This is a genomic window from Psychromonas sp. KJ10-5 (genome assembly GCF_055808325.1).
In genome coordinates this window covers 1585947-1604993 of the sequence record NZ_CM147864.1, presented here as the reverse complement: position 1 = coordinate 1604993, position 19047 = coordinate 1585947, and the positions used below count along the sequence as shown (strand labels likewise).

11 protein-coding genes are annotated in these 19047 nt (G+C 37.3%); 4 read left to right on the top strand and 7 right to left on the bottom strand.

Annotation, left to right across the window (positions count from 1 at the left end; all coding sequences use genetic code 11):
* Positions 1–303 precede the first annotated feature (303 nt).
* The 4 genes from rlmKL to AC0L3W_RS07125 all read left to right on the top strand — a co-directional run bounded on the left by rlmKL (position 304) and on the right by AC0L3W_RS07125 (position 7698).
* Positions 304–2571: a bifunctional 23S rRNA (guanine(2069)-N(7))-methyltransferase RlmK/23S rRNA (guanine(2445)-N(2))-methyltransferase RlmL gene (gene rlmKL / locus AC0L3W_RS07140; RefSeq protein WP_409439298.1), complete on the top strand. Its 2268-nt coding sequence runs from the start codon at positions 304–306 to the stop codon at positions 2569–2571.
* Between the two features lie 217 nt (positions 2572–2788).
* On the top strand, positions 2789–4699 hold the full coding sequence (gene uup, locus AC0L3W_RS07135; protein WP_409439299.1) for an ATP-binding cassette ATPase Uup: 1911 nt from the start codon (positions 2789–2791) through the stop codon (positions 4697–4699).
* A gap of 7 nt (positions 4700–4706) precedes the next feature.
* The gene (locus tag AC0L3W_RS07130; protein WP_409439300.1) at positions 4707–6515 is read left to right on the top strand and encodes a DUF3466 family protein; all 1809 of its coding nucleotides are present in this window, start codon (positions 4707–4709) and stop codon (positions 6513–6515) included.
* A 217-nt stretch (positions 6516–6732) separates the two neighbouring features.
* A complete protein-coding gene (locus tag AC0L3W_RS07125; protein WP_290037594.1) occupies positions 6733–7698 on the top strand; it encodes a PstS family phosphate ABC transporter substrate-binding protein in 966 nt (321 codons plus the stop codon).
* Between the two features lie 550 nt (positions 7699–8248).
* Here the strand turns inward: AC0L3W_RS07125 and AC0L3W_RS07120 are convergent.
* The 7 genes from AC0L3W_RS07120 to AC0L3W_RS07090 all read right to left on the bottom strand — a co-directional run bounded on the left by AC0L3W_RS07120 (position 8249) and on the right by AC0L3W_RS07090 (position 18789).
* On the bottom strand, positions 8249–10627 hold the full coding sequence (locus tag AC0L3W_RS07120; protein ID WP_409439301.1) for a cellulose synthase subunit BcsC-related outer membrane protein: 2379 nt from the start codon (positions 10625–10627) through the stop codon (positions 8249–8251).
* Positions 10624–11667 carry a family 8 glycosyl hydrolase gene (locus tag AC0L3W_RS07115; RefSeq protein ID WP_409439302.1) on the bottom strand — a complete coding sequence of 348 codons (1044 nt, stop codon included), beginning with the start codon at positions 11665–11667 and terminating at the stop codon, positions 10624–10626. Before AC0L3W_RS07115 ends, AC0L3W_RS07120 begins: the two co-directional genes overlap by 4 nt.
* A complete protein-coding gene (locus tag AC0L3W_RS07110; protein WP_409439303.1) occupies positions 11664–13940 on the bottom strand; it encodes a cellulose biosynthesis cyclic di-GMP-binding regulatory protein BcsB in 2277 nt (758 codons plus the stop codon). The genes AC0L3W_RS07115 and AC0L3W_RS07110 overlap by 4 nt, the downstream gene beginning before the upstream one ends.
* Complete coding sequence (bcsA, locus tag AC0L3W_RS07105) at positions 13940–16141, bottom strand: UDP-forming cellulose synthase catalytic subunit (RefSeq protein ID WP_290037599.1); 2202 nt, start codon at positions 16139–16141, stop codon at positions 13940–13942. The genes AC0L3W_RS07110 and bcsA overlap by 1 nt, the downstream gene beginning before the upstream one ends.
* Positions 16142–16143: 2 nt before the next feature.
* Positions 16144–16557: a hypothetical protein gene (locus tag AC0L3W_RS07100; RefSeq protein WP_290037600.1), complete on the bottom strand. Its 414-nt coding sequence runs from the start codon at positions 16555–16557 to the stop codon at positions 16144–16146.
* Between the two features lie 277 nt (positions 16558–16834).
* Positions 16835–17791, bottom strand: coding sequence for a GGDEF domain-containing protein (locus AC0L3W_RS07095; RefSeq protein ID WP_290037601.1), 957 nt, complete (start codon positions 17789–17791; stop codon positions 16835–16837).
* Positions 17791–18789 (bottom strand): response regulator, encoded by a 999-nt coding sequence (locus AC0L3W_RS07090; protein WP_290037603.1) that lies wholly within the window; start codon positions 18787–18789, stop codon positions 17791–17793. The genes AC0L3W_RS07095 and AC0L3W_RS07090 overlap by 1 nt, the downstream gene beginning before the upstream one ends.
* Positions 18790–19047 lie beyond the last annotated feature (258 nt).

Here is a 19047-nt window from a genome sequence, read left to right as displayed (position 1 = left end):
AATTATAAAGGTTATCAAACAAGCCTTAAACAATTTATTAAGGCTTGTTTTAGGGTAAATAATGTATCAAATCTCAACTGCATTAGTTTAATAAGTATAACTTAACCTGTTAATTTTTTTGTATTTATCAATCAAATTAAATAACAAAGCAATGTAGTTTAATCTTTTTGAAGTTAATATCAGCTAAGCTAAAACTCATCGATTAACTATAGTAAATAAACAGCTGAAAATTCCATAGGGATAATCCTTTTTGCAAGGTATAATACGCGCTATTTTTTATTCAACAATTGCATGAGAGCGTCTATGTTCAGTTATTTTATCCCAACAGCGAAAGGGCTTGCGCCTTTATTAGAAGTAGAACTTAAAGATCTTGGTATTGAAAATACTAAGCAAATTGCTGGTGGTGTTAGCTTTGACGGTTCATTAGAGCAAGGTTACCAAGTGTGTTTATGGTCGCGTTTTGCGTCTCGTGTTTTGCTTAAGTTAAGTGAATTCAAAGTAATCGATCCAATGGATTTATACTTAGGTTGTAGCAACATTCCATGGGAAAGCCATTTTGATGTAGATAAAACCTTTTCTATTGATTTTTCAGGAAGCAATGATGAGATTCGTAATACGCAGTTTGGTGCATTAAAAATTAAAGATGCCATCGTGGATCGCTTCCGTAAGAAATTTGACCAGCGACCTAACGTGGAAAAGCGCGATGCTGATATCCGTTTTAATGGTCGCTTGTTCAAAGATAAAGCATCCATCTACCTTGATTTATCTGGATCTCCATTACATTTACGTGGTTACCGTACTATTGCCGGTGAAGCGCCATTACGTGAAACATTAGCAGCAGGTATTATTAAACGCAGTGGATGGAAAGGTGAAGCGCTACTTGATCCTATGTGTGGCTCAGGAACATTAGTGATCGAGGCAGCAATGATGTCATTGAATATTGCACCGGGTACGTTGCGTGATAAATTTGGTTTCGAGCAATGGAAAAAGCATGATGCAGAAACTTGGAGAACGCTTAAAACAAGCGCACAAGTTTATAGTAAACGTGCCGTTAATGATTGTGATGCGCGTTTTTATGCGTCAGATTTAAGTAAAGATATGATCAGTATCGCACGTCAAAATGCACAACGTGCAGGAGTAGCTGAGCTGATTGAATTTAGCGTGCAAGATGCCAAAAAAGTGATGCCGCCGGAAGAGTTAACAACGGGTATGGTGATTTCAAATCCACCATACGGTGAGCGTTTAGGTGGCTTTAGTGACACTATTACTTTATACACCGAGCTTGGACATCATTTTAAAGATGCTTTTGCAGGTTGGAACTTAAGCATGTTCGCTATGGATACTGAACTGTTAAGTTGTCTAGGTATGCGTGCAGGACGTAGTTATAAATTCTTCAATGGTCCTATTGAATGTGTGCTTAAAAACTACCGAATTTCTCCAAAGCGTAATGTGGAAGCAATTGCAGACGTTGCAGCAACAACTAAAGCTCCTAAAAAAGCAGAAGTTGTTTATAAAGAGTCAACGGAGGATAACCCTTGGGGCACAATTTCAGCTGCTCAAGAGTTCCCAATGGCGGAAAAGTCTGAATCTGAATTAGTGTTTAAAGAAGTTAAACAGATAAAGCCTGCCATTTATGCGGAAGATTTTGCTAACCGTTTATTGAAAAATATGAAACGTTTAGATAAATGGGCAAAGCGTGAAGGTATTCAATGTTATCGTTTATATGATGCTGATTTACCAGAATATAATGTTGCTATCGACCGTTACAATGAATATTTAATTATTCAAGAATACCGTGCTCCAAAAGAAATCGACGCACAAAAAGTTCGCCGTCGCTTCTTAGATATTGTTTCAACAACGCGTTACCTATTAGATCTAACCGATGATCAGCTGATCATTAAAGTGCGTGAGCGTCAAAAAGGGCGACAACAGTATGAAAAGTTAGACAGTAAAAAACAACGTTTAGTAGTGCAAGAAGGCCCGGCTAAAATCATTGTGAACTTACAAGATTACCTAGATACTGGTTTGTTCCTTGACCATCGCCCTACACGTTTACGTTTAGGCAAAATGGCTGCAGGTAAAGACTTCTTAAACCTATTTTGTTACACAGCAACAGCATCAGTGCATGCTGCATTAGGTGGCGCTAAGTCAACAACCAGTGTTGATATGTCAAATACTTACTTGAACTGGGGGCAAGAGAATTTCCTAGAAAATGGTATCAAAGGTAAACATGAGTTTATTCAACAAGATTGTATTAAATGGTTACAACATGCTCATGAAATGTATGACCTGATCTTTATCGATCCGCCAACATTCTCAAATTCAAAGCGTATGAGTGATGTATTTGATGTACAAGATGATCATGTTGCCTTACTGACAGCGGCAAGCGAGCGAGTGAATTCACAAGGGGAGATTATCTTCTCTAATAATAAACGTGGATTTAAACTTGATATCGAGGCCATTAAAGCTCTTGGCTTTTATGTGAAAGATATCAGCAAAGCTTCTATTCCTGAAGACTTTAAAGGCAATGATAAAATTCATCAGTGTTGGTTATTAACTAAACGCGATTAAGGTCATGGTATTAATTAACCTGCAAAATATGCAGTGACAATATGACTAAATATAAAGGCCAATATTGATTGGCCTTTTGACGTTCAATAAAGACAACAATTTTATCTTAGTGAGGCTGGATAGCTGGTACTAGGTTAATTAACATGTTTAATTAGCAGGGATCAGAATTTAACCTCCCAAGCATAAGACAAAGACACATTAACGAGAGTGAATTAACGTGGCATTATTAACATTACATAACGCAGAACTCGCCTTTGGTGGCGGAGCATTATTAGATAAATCAAACTTAGTGATTGAAGCCAATGAGCGAGTTTGTTTAGTAGGCCGAAATGGCGCAGGTAAATCAACATTATTAAAAGTATTAGACGGCCGTATTCAATTAGACGACGGGACATTACTGATAAACAATGATGTTAAAGTTGCACGATTAGAGCAAGATCCACCAACAGCCAGTGTGATGAGCGCCTATGATTATGTTGCTTCTGGCATGGAAAATGCCGGTAAAGTATTAAGTCAATATCACGAACAACTAAGTGTTGTTGCTGAAGATTGTAGCGAAAAGCAGCTTAATAAATTACAGCGTTTTCAAGAGCAAATAGACCAACTTGATGCTTGGCAATTAGATTCGAAAATCAACCAAATACTGGATCGCTTAGCGATCAATCCAGAAATTACTTTAGATCAGTTATCAGGTGGGTGGTTACGTAAAGTCGCATTGGCTAAAGCCTTAGTGAATGATCCTGACTTATTACTACTAGATGAGCCTACTAACCACTTGGACGTTGGGACGATTGAATGGCTTGAACAATTCTTAATGTCTTTCCAAGGTTCAATTGTTTTCATCAGTCATGACCGTGAGTTTATTCGTCGTTTAGCAACACGTATTGTGGATATTGACCGCGGAAAATTAAGTTCATGGCCAGGTGGCTATGAAGCTTACCTGTTGGCTAAAGAAGAAGCTCTACGTATCGAAGATGAACAAAACGCTGAATTTGACCGTAAGTTAGCCATTGAAGAAAAATGGATTCGCCAAGGCATTAAAGCACGTCGTACACGTAACGAAGGACGTGTACGTGCGTTAAAATCGTTACGCCAAGAACGTTCTGAACGTGTCAACGTGCAAGGTAAAGCCAAAATTGTGGTTGATGAAGCGGCTCGTTCAGGGAAAATCATCTTTGAAACTGAAGGGTTATCTTACAGTTATGAAGACCTTCGTATTGTACGAGACTTTGATACTACCATTATGCGTGGCGATAAAATCGCCTTAGTGGGGCGTAATGGTTGCGGTAAAAGTACGCTACTTAAACTATTACTGGGTGATATTGAACCTGATCAAGGTTCAGTGAAGTGTGGCACTAAATTAGAAGTGGCTTACTTTGACCAATATCGTGATGCCTTAGACCCAGAAAAAACCGTGATCGACAACCTTGCTGAAGGTAAGCAAGAAGTTGAAATTAATGGTAATAAACGCCATGTCCTCGGTTATTTACAAGACTTTTTATTCCATCCTGATCGTGCACGTACACCTGTTAAAGCACTTTCTGGTGGAGAAAAGAATCGTCTGTTATTAGCCAAAATTTTCTTAAAACCAAGTAATTTCTTAATTCTCGATGAACCGACCAATGATCTTGATGTCGAAACGCTGGAGTTATTAGAAGAGTTATTAGCAAATTATCAAGGTACATTGTTATTAGTTAGCCATGACCGTAGTTTTGTTGATAACACAGTAACTCACACCTGGTTCTTTGATGGTAATGGCAATATTCAACAGTTTGTTGGCGGGTACAGTGATGCGGTACGTCACAAAGCGCAAAGTGAAGCGCCTGCACAAGTCGTTAAAGAAGCTAAACCAGCGCCAGCAAAAGTTGAAAAAGCAGCGATTAAATCGCCTAAAAAGAAAAAGCTATCTTACAAAGTACAACTAGAGTTAGATGGTTTGCCTGCATTAGTCGAGCAATTGGAAGAGAAAGTAGGGGAGTTACAGGAAACTATTAACACGCCTGAATTCTTTACTAAAGACAAAAAAGAAGCTGACCAATTCTTAGCGTTATTAGCAGAAACAGAACAAAAATTAGAAAATGCTTTTAGCCGTTGGGAAGAGTTGGACGAATTACAAAACGGAGAATAATTTTAACATGAATTACAGCAAAGCTATTTCATTTATTGCATTACTATCTACTAGTAATGCTTGGGCTGCGACTTCCTCTTATTATGAATATGAGATTTTGTCTCCAGATACGACAGGCAGTAATTACGGGCCTTTTCCATCTGCGATTACTGAAGCAGGCGATACAGTGGGTGTATATGCTTTAAAAGCGGATCTTGATCAAAACATTGATATCGGTCTGCCTTTTACCTTCAACCAAGAATGTTTCTATGATGATGAGGTTTGTGAATTAATCTATTACGGTAGTGAAGATTCTACCGATGCTAGTTATGACAATGGCTATCAAGCCTGGCGTACAACAAGCGCTGAGATAGACAATAACGAAACCGATGCAACAAGTTACTTTTTAGCGGCAACTAATAACGTAAAAATAGAAGGCTTTGGTGACGATACAGATGTGAAAATTACTGACGTTGTCGATTCTGATGAAGGTAGTTTTGCTGTTGGTTATGGTTCAGGCCCTTACACCGATGGCGAACGCGATTACGTACGTCGAGCCTTTGTTGTTGACCCAAGTACTAGCTATGCAACTATCTCATTAATTCCAACTGCGTTTGATGACGATGAAGGCGGCTTTAGTAGTGCTTATCGTATGCGTGATGTGACTTATAACAATGGTGAGACTAAAACTCTGATCGTTGGTAACGCAAGTAAATCATTAGCAGGTGGCGATAGTGATTATTTTGACCTTTGTTATAACGAAGGTGATGAAGATGACTTAGATGATTTGAACTACTTAGTGAATTGTCCAGGCTTCGATACACAAGCTTGGGCTTGGGAGTATGATAGCAGTGCGACTGAAATTGAAGGTTTTGCACTAGCGACTGAATGGTTAGATGATAATACTACGCGTGACGGTAGTGATGCCACATACAGTGCTGCTGCATTTGATATCAATAGTTCAGGTGTTGCTGTGGGAGTGTCAACCTATGAGTTATCTGATAGTGATGAAGGTGGCCGTCAACGTGCGATCATCATGACGCCTGATGATGACGGTGCTTACGATACGCCAACCGTGATTGTTGATGCGACGGATGAATCTGATTCAACTGGTGATTATGATAAAAATGACGATACGACTTATTACAACTCATGGGCGGAAAGTATTACCGATGAGAATGTCGTGATGGGTAATCGTCAGTATGGTTCGACTAAAAATGTTAACTATCCTATCGAAATGTTCATTTATGATATCGATAATGACAGTATTAGCATTCCGTTAGAAGACACTAAAGTGTTATCAACTAAACAACGTTTAGCGGGTGATAGTGCTTCGTATCGTGGTGCAAATAGCTATGGTTATGACATGAATGAAAATGGCTTAATTGTCGGTAGCGCAGATGCATACGATCAAACAGATCCTGTTGTAGGTGGTAGCCCTCGTACCCAAAGTGCATTCCTTTATGACAATACATCGGGTGATAGCTGGTTTATTGATGACTTACTATGTACAGAAGATGATGATGGTGTAGTGACTCACCCATTAATTCGTTTAGAGAGTGCTACAGCGATCAACGATGATGGTGTTGTGTTAGCAGAAGGTTTCCAATACGACAGTGACAGTGACTACAACAGTAGCATTAACGCCACAGCAATCATGGTGAAGTTAACGCCAAGTACGACAATGGACCCAGATGATAGCCCGAATTGTTGGGACTCTGAAACATTAGCGGACTCTGACTCAGATTCTTCTCGAAGTGGTGCGGCGACTTTATGGTTATGGTTACTTGTTTTACCATTAGCATTCGCTCGTCGTCTTAATAAAAACAAAGTTTAAATTTAAAAAAACGTTTAAATGATTGATAAAAAAGGTTTATCGCTGAAAGGTGATAAACCTTTTGTTTTTTTGTGAATAAAATAATTCATATGTAATGAAAGTGTCATATTAAAGGTTCATATTAAGCAACATCGCTACGAAGCGTAATGAATATTTTGTTAAATAACTAATAAAATACAAATCGTATAAATTAACTTAGTAGAAAATGGAGTTTTGAATGAAACTTAAAATGTTAGCCGCAGCGGTTACTTTAGGTACTGCGTCATTAATGTCGACAACTGCTATTGCAGCAGATCATGAATTACACTCTTACACAAAAGTAAGCGGTATTTCAGGTAACCTTTCATCTGTTGGTTCTGATACATTAGCAAACATGATGACTTTTTGGGCAGAAGAGTTTAAGCGTCAATACCCAAACATCAACATTCAAGTTCAAGCGGCAGGTTCTTCAACTGCTCCACCTGCACTAACTGAAGGTACTTCACAATTCGGCCCAATGAGTCGTCAAATGAAGTCTAAAGAAATTGAAGCATTTGAAAAACATTACGGTTACAAACCAACAGCTGTTCGTGTTGCAATCGATGCACTAGCTGTATTCGTAAATAAAGATAACCCAATTGAAGGCCTTTCAATCACAGACGTTGATGCAATCTTCTCTTCAACTCAAAAATGTGGCGCAGATAAAAATGCAACTCGTTGGTCTGATGTTGGTCTAGGTGGAAGCTGGGCAGAGAAAGATATCCAGTTATTTGGTCGTAACTCAGTATCTGGTACTTACGGTTACTTTAAATCTAAAGCACTTTGTAAAGGTGACTTCAAGAGTTCTGTCAATGAGCAACCTGGTTCTGCATCTGTAGTTCAATCTGTTGCATCTTCACTAAACTCTATCGGTTACTCAGGTATTGGTTACAAAGTTGCTGGTGTTAAAGCGGTACCACTTTCTAAGAAAGGTACTGATTACGTAGCTGCAACAACTGAAAATGCGATTAGCGGTAAATACCCACTATCTCGTTTCCTATATGTTTATGTAAACAAGCACCCAAATAAACCACTATCTCCACTTCAAGCAGAGTTCATTAAATTAATGTTATCTCAAGAAGGCCAAAACATAGTAGATAAAGATGGTTACATTCCACTACCGATTTCTGTAGTAGAAAAAGAGCTTGCTAAATTAGGCCTATAATTTACCTAGTTTAATAAAGTTTAAATAAAAAACAGCGCTTTTGAGCGCTGTTTTTGTTTATATAGAAAAATAATGGATAACTGGTTTATAAGAGGTGGGCTACTAGGAATAATATTCAGTAGCTTAAATAAGGTAGTGATTAGACTGTCTCTGACGTTAGTAGGGTTGAAACTAGCCTGACGGTGGTTTCATGCTCATATTAGCCACAATGAGGGAGGTGAATCACAAAGTAATGCTCAATATCAAAAATGAAATATAAAAAGCCAAAAGAAACTGGGTGAAAAAGAATTCGCTGAGCGGTCAGCTCATCACACCAGCCTTCCGATTATTTCTTCTCAATTCAAAACATGCTTGGTAACGAAAAAAACAATAATCTAAAATATAAATATTTAAGAATTGTTAGCGGCAAACACAAATTAGTAGTGGTTATTAAGCTTAGCTTAATATGATGGCACTGGATGAATTATGCGGCAGCTTAGTTTACGAGCAGAGAGCTCTGTGCTCTTTTTCAGCCTTAGCGTATACAAGAGAGCACATGCGGTGCAAGCTTTTAATGCCAAGCATAATTTTCAGTATAAGTAGAGGAGGATATTAAACCATCACTGGTTAGCCCAGTCTTCTCTTCAAAATTCCAGCGCACATTAAGGTTAATGTTGGTTTCATTATAATCTGCTGCATAACTTGAGCTAAGTAAACCAGCAATTTCCCAGTGTGGCGAGAGCAACCATTGTCCTTCAATGAGAAATTGACTACCGATACCGCTGTCGCTCTCTTGATTAAGGGTATTACTCGTTGAAGCAAAAGGAAATTGTTCAATACTGCCTGGTGTTACCCAATAATATCCTAGGCTTAACTGGCTGCGAATTTGCCAATCAGTATTTTCTAATGTCAGTAATTCAGCCCTTCCTCCTAAATTAATGTAGCTTTTAGGGCTAAAGTAACCACCATTACCTTCAGTATAATAATTTAAATTCTTATCGTAACTCATCCAATTAATGTTAGGGCCGACTCGCAGGTAATCAAGTTTATCTTCATAAAGTGCCGTTAAGTCTCGAGTGAAACCAAAATTAAATGCCAACTTAGTATTATTTTGTACACTTTCACCGTTTAGCTGGGCTATATTCAGCTCAGGTGTTACAGACCATTTTGGTAGAAATGTATAAGAAATAAGTGCTCGTAATCCTGTTTCATTCACTGCTCCCCACCTCTCAGTTTCACTCCCATAAAGTCCCATTAAACTTAGAAAACTGTCATCGACTCTTTCTCGGTATAACGTTGCTGCTGTTATCAGGGAAGGGGAGTTGAACCATACTGCAGATAGTTTAGCAGATAAACTAGAGGCTAAATCACCGTCTGCTTTTGTATATTCAAGTTCAGCAAAGGTATTCAGGCGTTGAGTTTGTCGCTTTATAAAGCCACTAATACCAGTTTCTATAGCCTTGTTATTACCAGACAAAGAAGAGGTCAGGGTTTCTTGCCAAAAATCATCACCTGCATTAGACGTATCACTGTTGATCGTTTCATAATTAACACGCACACCGTAACGGTAATCATGCCAAAATTTAAGAAAACCTAGGTAGTAATTTAGACTTTGTAAGTTGGCTATTTCATCTTCACTGTTTTGTTTACGCCAGTCGAGCCCTACTTCTAAAGTCAGTTGTTGTTCTGCTTTTTGCGGCGCATCTAAATGATTGAATCGATCAAATTGCTTACGTGCCCAAGCAACTTGCATATCACGTTTTTTTAATTCTGCTGCCATGGCAGGAGAGTTTAACGCTAATTGCTGAAGTTGTTGTTCATCGTTTAATAGACCCATCAATACGTTAGCATAATCAGTATTATTAGGCTGATTTGAAAGTAAAGTTGAAAATGCAGTGATACTTTCCGGTTGATTATTTAAGTTATATTGAGACCATGCATATAAAGCAAGTTGATCATCATTAAGTGCTTTATATTCTTGTATTTTTGCTGCAGCGACTAAACTGGATTGATAATGTTGTTGGTTGTATTGGTCCAGTTGAATTACCGATAATGCGTTAACACAGTAGTCAATTAATGTTGCTTGAATTGGGTTATTACAGGCTAAGCGAGTGGCTTCTGTCTGACGACCTTGTTTTTCTAATACAACTAATTGTGCATTATAATTTTCAGTAAATTCAAACCAATCAAGCGCTGTTTTATATTCAGTTTGGTCAACTGCTTGCCAAGCATGTGAATCAATCATGTCGTTAATTGGTTGGTCGGGGTATTGTTTTATCAATGCAAAAAGGCGACCTTTATCCTGTTTTTTTACAGCATCTGCAACAAGTACGGTCACGACTTTTACCTTTGCTTCGTTGGCACTCACATTATTAGGAGTTATCTGCTCAACTGTTTTTATATGTTCAAGTGCAGCACCATAATTATCTCTATAAAAAGATATCCAAGCCATTAATGTATTGCTACTCAATTTTTTATCTTTAAAAGCAAGGGTTGATGCCAGTTGATAATGAGTTTGGGGCATTTTTTGCCAGTAATTTGGACCTCTTTTAGCTAGGTTTACAAAGTTAATTATAATTGCTTCAGGTGCTTTATCTTGCGCAGTAAGCTCTGCTTTTAAAGTTTGAGTTGTTGCTCGTTTTTTATGCTGAATAGGCTTGGATAGATTATCCATTGCATTTACTAATGCTGGTTCAGCAATCCAATTAGGGTAGGACTTCTTTAATTTAGCGTATTCTTGCTGTGCTTGGTTAATAAAACGATTATTGATGTAGTACCAGATAGGTGTTGTATCGACATTAACTCGTGTCTCATTTAACGGCTTTTGGGCATCATTAGAACTTTGTACGTTAATGCTTTGCACGCTGTATTGCACCGCAATTTGTTCTGCATAAGTAAGCTGGTTAGCAACACAAAGTGTGGTCACTGCCATAACATTTTTTAATTTCATTGCATCAGATCACTTTTTAACAGAGCAAGTTGCGATAGTAAAATAAGGCTTGCTGAATAGTAATCTGTTTTATCATCTACCTCAGGTAGAGCCTCTGGCTGTTCATTAATAATGGATTGGGTTGATTTTGCAATAGCTTGCATTCCACTATTATAACTATACTCAGCTACGTCTCCATTTTCTAAATTAACGGTTGCTGGTACTGTTTGTTGTGACCAAAAAGCAATAAACGGCTCTATTAATGATTGATTTTTATCTTTTGCTAACATTAAATAAATAGGTATTCTGCAGGCGTTATAACCATAATCACTAGAAAGTGCACCGCTCAATGTCACCTGAACATCGGAAATTATTACCCAGTCAGAAGGTAGTTGCCAATCACTAAAGCGAGCAAACTTTATCAAAGCAATGCCTGATTGATAGACTTCGTTCCAAATTGGATCGTTTGTCACTTCAGAAAATAGTTTAAACGCTGGAAACACCCAATAGGATAAATTAATTTGAATACTGCCATCAGGGCGTTCAAAGCCAACTTCACCAGGCAATATAAGCTGATACCCAAATTTATCTTTAATTAATTTAGTTTTAATGGTTTCTAAAATAGCAATAGCTTGGTTGAGGTAAGCTGAGATTCCCCATTTCTTATTCGCTTCCAACAAAGCCCATGCAATTAAGATATCACCATCAGTTGCATTGTTAGTGTCAGTGATACACGTATCATCACATGCTTGTTGCTTTGAAGGGGTGTATTGCCAACTGAATAGCTGATCATCTCGTTGTAAAGTTTGTTGTGTCCATTGCCATATGTTTTTAAATTGGTCTTTATCGTCAGCAAAAACGGCAAATAATAACGCATAGCCCTGACCTTCGCTATGCGATATGTTTTGATTACCTGTATCAATAACACGACCAGCATCAATGAATTGTGTTTTATAAATCGCCCAACTTTTTTGGAATGGCGTCAACTCGACTACTGTCCATTGAGTCCATGCCAATATAGTAATGATAATTAATATAACTACGTACTTGATGCTTTTCATTCTTCCCAATCTTCCTTAATTTTTTGATGGCGTAATTTCAACAGTAACCAAGTTAAGACCATAAACATAAATACAACTGCAACGATAATCAATAATAAATACCAAGGGTGGTTAGTACCCCATGCACCTAAAGCAGTCCATGAGTCAGCCTCACCTAACATATAAGCGCTAGATACTTGCATCACAATTAAAGGTGACTTAGCGTCATCCCAAGCGAAAAAGTCTCCACCTAATTGGCTCCATAATGAACCTTGCACAAGCTCTTCTATGCGGTCTGTTAATAGTTCAGTCGTTTCTGCCGCGATAATAAATAGGGTACCTGTTTTATCTGCAATCGGATTTTTAGCCGCAAGCAACAATGAAAAATCTCCTAATGTACTTTGTTGATTAGTAAATTCAGTTGCTGTATTTGGCTGAAGGTCTGAATTTTTTTTAGCGGTTACACGGTTATACAGCTTATTTTGTAAACGGTAAGGCCACCTTTTACTATTGCTTATAGCGGTTGTTAAATCACCATATAACTCAGGACTCAAATCATCTGGAGTCGCCAATATCATAGCAGTATCCGTTAAGGCCTCAGGTATTCCCATTTCAACATATAAATTAGGAATTAAATTACCCGATGATTGAGCAAGTTTACCAGCCATGGTTAAGGCTGCTGAACGCATGCCCTCTTGTGTAATATAGATTCCCGTATCATTTTGTGTTTGATATTGTGCAAAAGGGTAGCCGGTTTGCCCCATTAACTTAAGGTCGGGTTGCCTTGCGATATGAGCTACAGTTGGAATTTCAATTTCCGAGTCATTATCCAATTGGAAATGTAAATAATCGCCATTGACGCTTCGACATTCGCCAATAAGCTGTACAGAATTTTGGTTTACATTGAAAGCGAGCTCATTCTTTCCACCTTCAAATAATCTAGCTGGAATAGAAAGGGCGTAATCATGATAAAAATTACCATTTTTTATGTCCAGTTTTAGGCCATGAATGACTTTGTTATTAACCGTGATATTGAATGTAGAACCCTCTTCATATCCAGCTCCATAACTGAAATCTAAATGTAATTTAATCGAGTCTGTTTCACTTGCATAAAAATCAGCAGGTAATCTAATTTCGACTTTTTTAGTGAATAGGCCAGGCCCATTAAAATTTATAGCTGTTACACCTAATTCAGAAAGAGTGTAAGCTCTTCCTGGCTGTAAGGTGACCTGTTGTTGTGGCAATAACCTTGTATTACTAGCAGAATTAATATTGATTGATTCATCTGGGTTTAGAATATCATCCATATAAGCAAGTGTAGTAGCTGCTCGCACAACATCTTGATCAGTAAGCCCCGATACAATTAAACGGATTTGTGAGGCAATTGGCTCTTGTCCAATCACAGTGACTGCTGGTGTTCTTTCAATTTTTAAATAAGGGCCATTAATATCAGCTAGACTCTCTTTTGGTAAGGTCTGTTGTAGCGAGGTTTTATTGCCTACCAGTATATGAATATCATCATTACTTTCACCTGAGACATACCAACTACTTTCTCTATATTTAAATACTTCCTGGTCAGTCGGCCCCATACCTATAGCGTTACTATTGATAGTTTGCTGCTCAACATTCAAAGATTGATATTGTGTTCTTAATGCAAGTGCTTGTGCCACAGTTGGCACAGCAAGCTTGTTAACAATAGAATTTGCATGATCATCTAAGGTAAAAATTTGAACATTGCGTTGACCACCAATGCCAGGGTGAAAAAATTTAGATAATTGTTGTAAATTCAATTGGTTAATAACTTTGGTTGTGTCGAAACTAATGTGTGAGTCATATAAATTGATTTCACTCCATAAGTCTGGCGCATTCGTATCTTGGCAACGATCAACATACTGGCTTGCTGCAAAGGTTAAGGTATTGTATTGCGGACGCCATAATTCACTTGGGATAGTAACATCAGCGAGTAAATTAGGTTTATTAGGGTTCAATGCGATTTGACCAATAGTGACGTTATTAAAGCGTATATTTAAAATGGAGCGCTCTTGTAACATTGCAATAGAAGAGGTCGCCTTAAGGTGTAATGTTGCAGAGCTTACCGTCAATAAAGGAGAAAGTGCGATACCTAAGTCTTGAACAGGTCTTTCACCATTAAGTCTAAGCAATGAATTACCGCCATAGAATTCACTTAAACGAAATTCGTTTGATGTTTTAGCGTGTGTTTGTAGGCTAAAAAACGCAATAAATAACAGCGTTAATAATCTAACTTGAGGTTGAATTGATTTTAAAGTTAACATTAGCTTCTCTGTTTTAATTTCATATAAATATGCAAAAATAAAGGTTTCATACTCACACTCACCACATGTTTGAGTCCGTAAAAGTACGATATTGGTCGTGTTCTGCGTTTTTGGAAACTATCCCAACGCTCGCTATCGCAAAGTGTATAAGCAATAACATTATTCTTCTCTTGATCTGTTCTGGTTAAAAATTGCAATCTGACTTCATTGGTTTCACTGTTTTGATACATTACTTTACAAGCTATTTCGACACGTTTTTTAAGTGCGCTAGCATAGCCAATTAAACGAACCTCTTCTGGTAGTGTTTGCTTAAATGTTAAAGATAGATTAGCACCAGTACGTGATAGATTTCGTAAATTACCTTCCCAAACTTGTTCAGGTACGACAATTTTCACTTGGTCGTAAGCGGGTAACCTAGAAGCTTTACGCACTTGTTTTTTTTCAATTAATACATCTAATAAACTGACACAAAGAATAAAATTAAAGGCATTCCAAGCAAATACAACAAAAGTTAACTCCCAAGATTCCGGCGTACTATAAAAATGGTAAATAGCGCCTAAATTACCAATGAAAAGCATCAGTAATAACCAATAAAATGAGTTAGCTAGGGAAGAAATATAGGTTTTACTCTGGTCTTCCCCTTTTGGTGTTACTAAGAAACTTGGATCATTAGGGTTTTTTACCACAGTGAGCAATGCTCTGAATAAAAATGTACATTGCAATATTTCGTAGAGCTCTGACACTAAAGGCCAACGGTTTTTACCGAACAATACATGAGAAAGGCGAAAACTGACGATAATATGCGGTACGGTATAGATAAGAATTTCAATGAAAGTCGCATGAATCAGTTCTAAACCAAATAATAAGTAGCCTAATGGTGATAATAAAAATACTAAACGAGCGAAGGGGAAAAACCAAAATAAAATAGAGCTCATATAGCCACACTTTTGATACCAGCTTAATCCAGCATTAAGAAATGGCTTTTTGAGAATAAGGATTTGAGCCATGCCTTGAGCCCAACGTTCTCGTTGTTGAATAAATGAAGAAAAACTTTCTGTTGCTAAACCACTGATCATAGGTTTATCTACATATACTGACTTATAGCCTAATGCATGAAGTTCTAAGGCAGTTTCTGCATCTTCAGTGATTGAATCCCCAGCGATTCCGCCTACCATATCAAGATGGCGTCTTCTTAACACTGCTGCAGAGCCACAGAAAAAAGAAGCAGACCAAAAGTCTAACCCTTTTTGTATGGTGTTATAAAACATATCATTTTCCGATGGCATACGAGTAAAAGCGGAAAAATAATTTCGTTCAATGGGGTCGGGATTATCCATGAAGTGTGGTGATTGAACTAAAAAAACGTCTTGATCTTTAATCATCCAAGGTACGGTGCGATCCAGAAAATCAGTGGTTGGTACGTGGTCTGCATCTAAAATGACCACTAGCTCACCATCCATATTCAATAAAGCGCTATTGATATTACCAGCTTTAGCGTGTTCATTTTTCTCACGAGTATGGTACACCGCACCTAAAGATTGACATAAGCCTTGTAAAGTTTGACGCCGTGTTAAAGCTTGCTGAGCTGCTACAGGGTTATCTTGAAATACCTTTTGGTCTGTACCACCATCATCTAATAGGTGAATTTTTAATTTTTCTGTAGGGTAGTCGAGCATCATTGCAGCTCGGATGGTTACTTCTAATAAATCCTCAGATTCATTATAGCTGGGGATAACTAAATCAACGGTCGGTATTTGATCTTCTTTAAATTGTTTAATGCTTTGTCTTGGACGGTTTAATGGAAAGATATTAACAAAACAGCCTAACAGATGAATAATACCAGAGTAGATTTCTGCCATAAATAACATCAACATGGCGATCAAAGAGAATATATCATCAGACTCTAATGTATTTACACCACGCCAAATTAAATAACGAACAGATAATAAGCAGCCAATAATGATTGCAAATAGGCGAAATAATTCTCTTTTTTTACTATGTTTAATAGCTTCAGAAGAAGCGGTATATACGAATACGATAACACCCATTGAGAGTGCGAGTTGAGTCGCTGCATGTAAAGGGATACTGGCAAGTGCAATCAGAAAAAATAAAGTCACTAAAGCGAATAGTTTTAATATCAATTTGGGTATGCTTGATTTTAAACTTTGCAAAGTAGTTGAAGTGCTCTCCTTAGCAACCATTTTTATCGTTCCATTTGACAATAAATCCGAGAATTACATCGATTAATTAATAAAATTTTTGAATCAGAAAACTCAATATAAAAATCTTCTTCGTAGAGCTTTTTAGACAGCTCGTTTCGGTGAGTTAAATTTAAGTTTGTTAAAGGTGTTACCCACATCAAGGTGACAATAGACACCATCAAGACAATACATAAAGCACTAAATGCCAATGCTGGGATACTTTGTGGCGTCAGAGCGTTAAAGGTAATAGCTGTTAACGATAGCGTAATCATGCTAAAGCTTAAAAGTTTGAATAATTGACAGCGACGCAATCCATACTCAGCTTTTTTCCAATACTGTAAACGCTTGGTTAGTAAAGTATATTGAATTGAAGTCGGTCCATCGGATAATGCTACCCTTTGTGATGTTTGTGTCATTACTCACTCTAATGTTAAATATTAAAATTCTGAACAGGGGGTTGTTACCTAGTACGAATTGGGTATATGTTTAGGTCTGTATTCTAAACAATACTCCTTAAAAGGCAAATTAAGTTCACATTTAAATGCTTTTAGTGTTGACAGCGCCGCTTATTTGGTATAGATATTTTTTATTTGTGCGTGAGGAAATTTGATTTTTTAATCAAAAACACAACTTTATATAAAGTGGCGTTTTTGATTAGAATTAATAAAGAGGGAGGGAGTATTAATAATCTATTTAATGTTCACTAACACCAACTTGGTTTCGACCATTGTTTTTAGCTATATATAAGCCTAAATCAGCGATTTCGATCCATGACTCAAAATTAGCAATAGTGTCAGTGATTTGTGCAACACCGAAACTAGCCGTAACTTGGACTTGTTTACCTTGATACTCAAAATGGATCGTTTCAATAGCTTCTCGTAAACGTTCAGCAACTAGCTTTGCTTGTCTTAAATTGGTATCAAGTAACAATAAAGCAAACTCTTCACCACCTACACGTCCGATAATATCTTGTTTCTTACTTTTTTGACGAACTGCTTCAGCGATTCCTTTTAAGACTTCGTCACCAAAAGGGTGACCATAGGTATCATTGACTTTTTTGAAATGGTCTATGTCGAAAATAATCATAGATGTTGGACTAGCTGAGTTTTTACTGTTGATAAACTCGCTTTCACATAAGTTTCGCCAGTGGCCTTGGTTGTTAAGTTGCGTTAGGCTATCCGTATGGCTTAAATGCTTCAATTGAGAATTCGCTTCTTGGAATGCTTGTTTAGTTAAAGCAATGTCCGTTACATCGTAAACAATCATACATATTTGTGTGATTTGTCCCTGGAAGTCAGCTAATGGCAAAAAAGTAATGTTTTGATACATGAACTCTGCATTGCTGGTAATAGGACGATAACTCTTAAATTTAAACAGGTAAGGGCGCTGCTCCCAAGTGGTAAATGCCTTGTTTTTTAATAAACAAACGCTATTGATTTTTTGTTGTAACCACGTTTTTGGAATGCTAGTAAACACATCAGTGATTTTTTTATCGATCATGTGTGCCGACAGTAAACCTGAATGGTTTTCCATGAATCCATTCCAAACTTTTACTGTATAATCTTTTTCAATAATCACCAAACCCACATCGATATTATGTACCATATCAATGAGCCAATGAATGTCTTTCAAATCTATATTGGTAGCCATTAGTCTAGTAAGTATCCTATTTGAGTTTGAATAACTGGAATAGAGTCTTCAGTAAATAAGAGTAATAAATCACACTTTATATCATGATCCTGAATACGATAATTCACTTCGATTGTTAACATTTTTTGCCAGCCTTCTTGCTGGTTTTTAATGATGTCTTCAATTTTTGCATGCTGGCCTAAAACATTAGGCTGGCCTTGACTGAAAGGAATACTTAACTGCTCTGCTAAACCATTTAAAAATGCACCAATCAAAATATTAGAGATATCATTCATCACTTCAACTTCTAAATGATTGCTTTCTAAATCTTCGTATTGGAGTAATTTAGCCATATCGCTAAAACTAGCGTCGTGGAAGATGATGATAGCTTCACCATTAATCCCTGAACCAATAAAGCCTTGGCTTACCGCAGATACTTTTTCATATTGCGCAATATGATTGAGTGTCATGTGTAACTCGCTGCCCTCTAACGTATTAACGTTAGGTACAGGAAGTAAAATAAACACATCCAATAAACGACCCAACAAATCACCAGCATGTCCCATAGCGATATTAGAGACTTCTTGTAATGCATCGCGAAGTTCAACGCGCTCTACAATTTCTGGAGCTGAGTGCGAATTATAGCCACCTGGCTTGTAAATTCCATATTGCTCTAAGAGGGTGGTTAATTTTTCGTTATTAATTGGTTTTTCGATAAAATCAATTGCACCTAGTTCACGTACTCGTTTGTAGGCTTCAGATTGAACATCACCAGAAATAACAATAACAATTGCAGGTAAATCTTCACGTTTAATGGTTTCTAATACTTCGTAACCACTCATTACAGGCATGTTTAGGTCAAGAAAAACTACATCACCTTTATGCTGTCTAATACTCTCAACACCTTCTTGCCCATTTTTGGCGAAGTGTATCGAGATATCCCAATCTTTGGGTAATGATAGTGCTATTTGTTTTCGAGCTAATGCCGAATCATCACATATTAAAACAGGTGTGGACATAGTATTCCCATTGTATTTCCATATATATCAACAGTCTAAATAAAGCAAAATCAGTCTAGAGGACAAAGTTAGGGGGATCCGCGTAAAGCAAAATACAACTGATTTCTAATACTTTTTAGGTGTTTCTATAATAAGACAGAAAGGTAGGAATTACAAAGAAGAGTGGTGTTTTTTGTACGAAAATGTTGCCGAGTTATGATCAAAATATACAAATCATTACAAAAAACATGTTTATTTTGTATTACTGATGGATTTTTG

Excerpts from the sequence above, each read along its gene's own strand:
- rlmKL (WP_409439298.1), top strand. The coding sequence starts at position 304 with ATGTTCAGTTATTTTATCCCAACAGCGAAAGGGCTTGCGCCTTTATTA.
- AC0L3W_RS07130 (WP_409439300.1), top strand. The coding sequence starts at position 4,707 with ATGAATTACAGCAAAGCTATTTCATTTATTGCATTACTATCTACTAGT.
- AC0L3W_RS07125 (WP_290037594.1), top strand. The coding sequence starts at position 6,733 with ATGAAACTTAAAATGTTAGCCGCAGCGGTTACTTTAGGTACTGCGTCA.
- AC0L3W_RS07120 (WP_409439301.1), bottom strand. The coding sequence starts at position 10,627 with ATGAAATTAAAAAATGTTATGGCAGTGACCACACTTTGTGTTGCTAAC.
- AC0L3W_RS07115 (WP_409439302.1), bottom strand. The coding sequence starts at position 11,667 with ATGAAAAGCATCAAGTACGTAGTTATATTAATTATCATTACTATATTG.
- AC0L3W_RS07110 (WP_409439303.1), bottom strand. The coding sequence starts at position 13,940 with ATGTTAACTTTAAAATCAATTCAACCTCAAGTTAGATTATTAACGCTG.
- bcsA (WP_290037599.1), bottom strand. The coding sequence starts at position 16,141 with ATGGTTGCTAAGGAGAGCACTTCAACTACTTTGCAAAGTTTAAAATCA.
- AC0L3W_RS07100 (WP_290037600.1), bottom strand. The coding sequence starts at position 16,557 with ATGACACAAACATCACAAAGGGTAGCATTATCCGATGGACCGACTTCA.
- AC0L3W_RS07095 (WP_290037601.1), bottom strand. The coding sequence starts at position 17,791 with ATGGCTACCAATATAGATTTGAAAGACATTCATTGGCTCATTGATATG.
- AC0L3W_RS07090 (WP_290037603.1), bottom strand. The coding sequence starts at position 18,789 with ATGTCCACACCTGTTTTAATATGTGATGATTCGGCATTAGCTCGAAAA.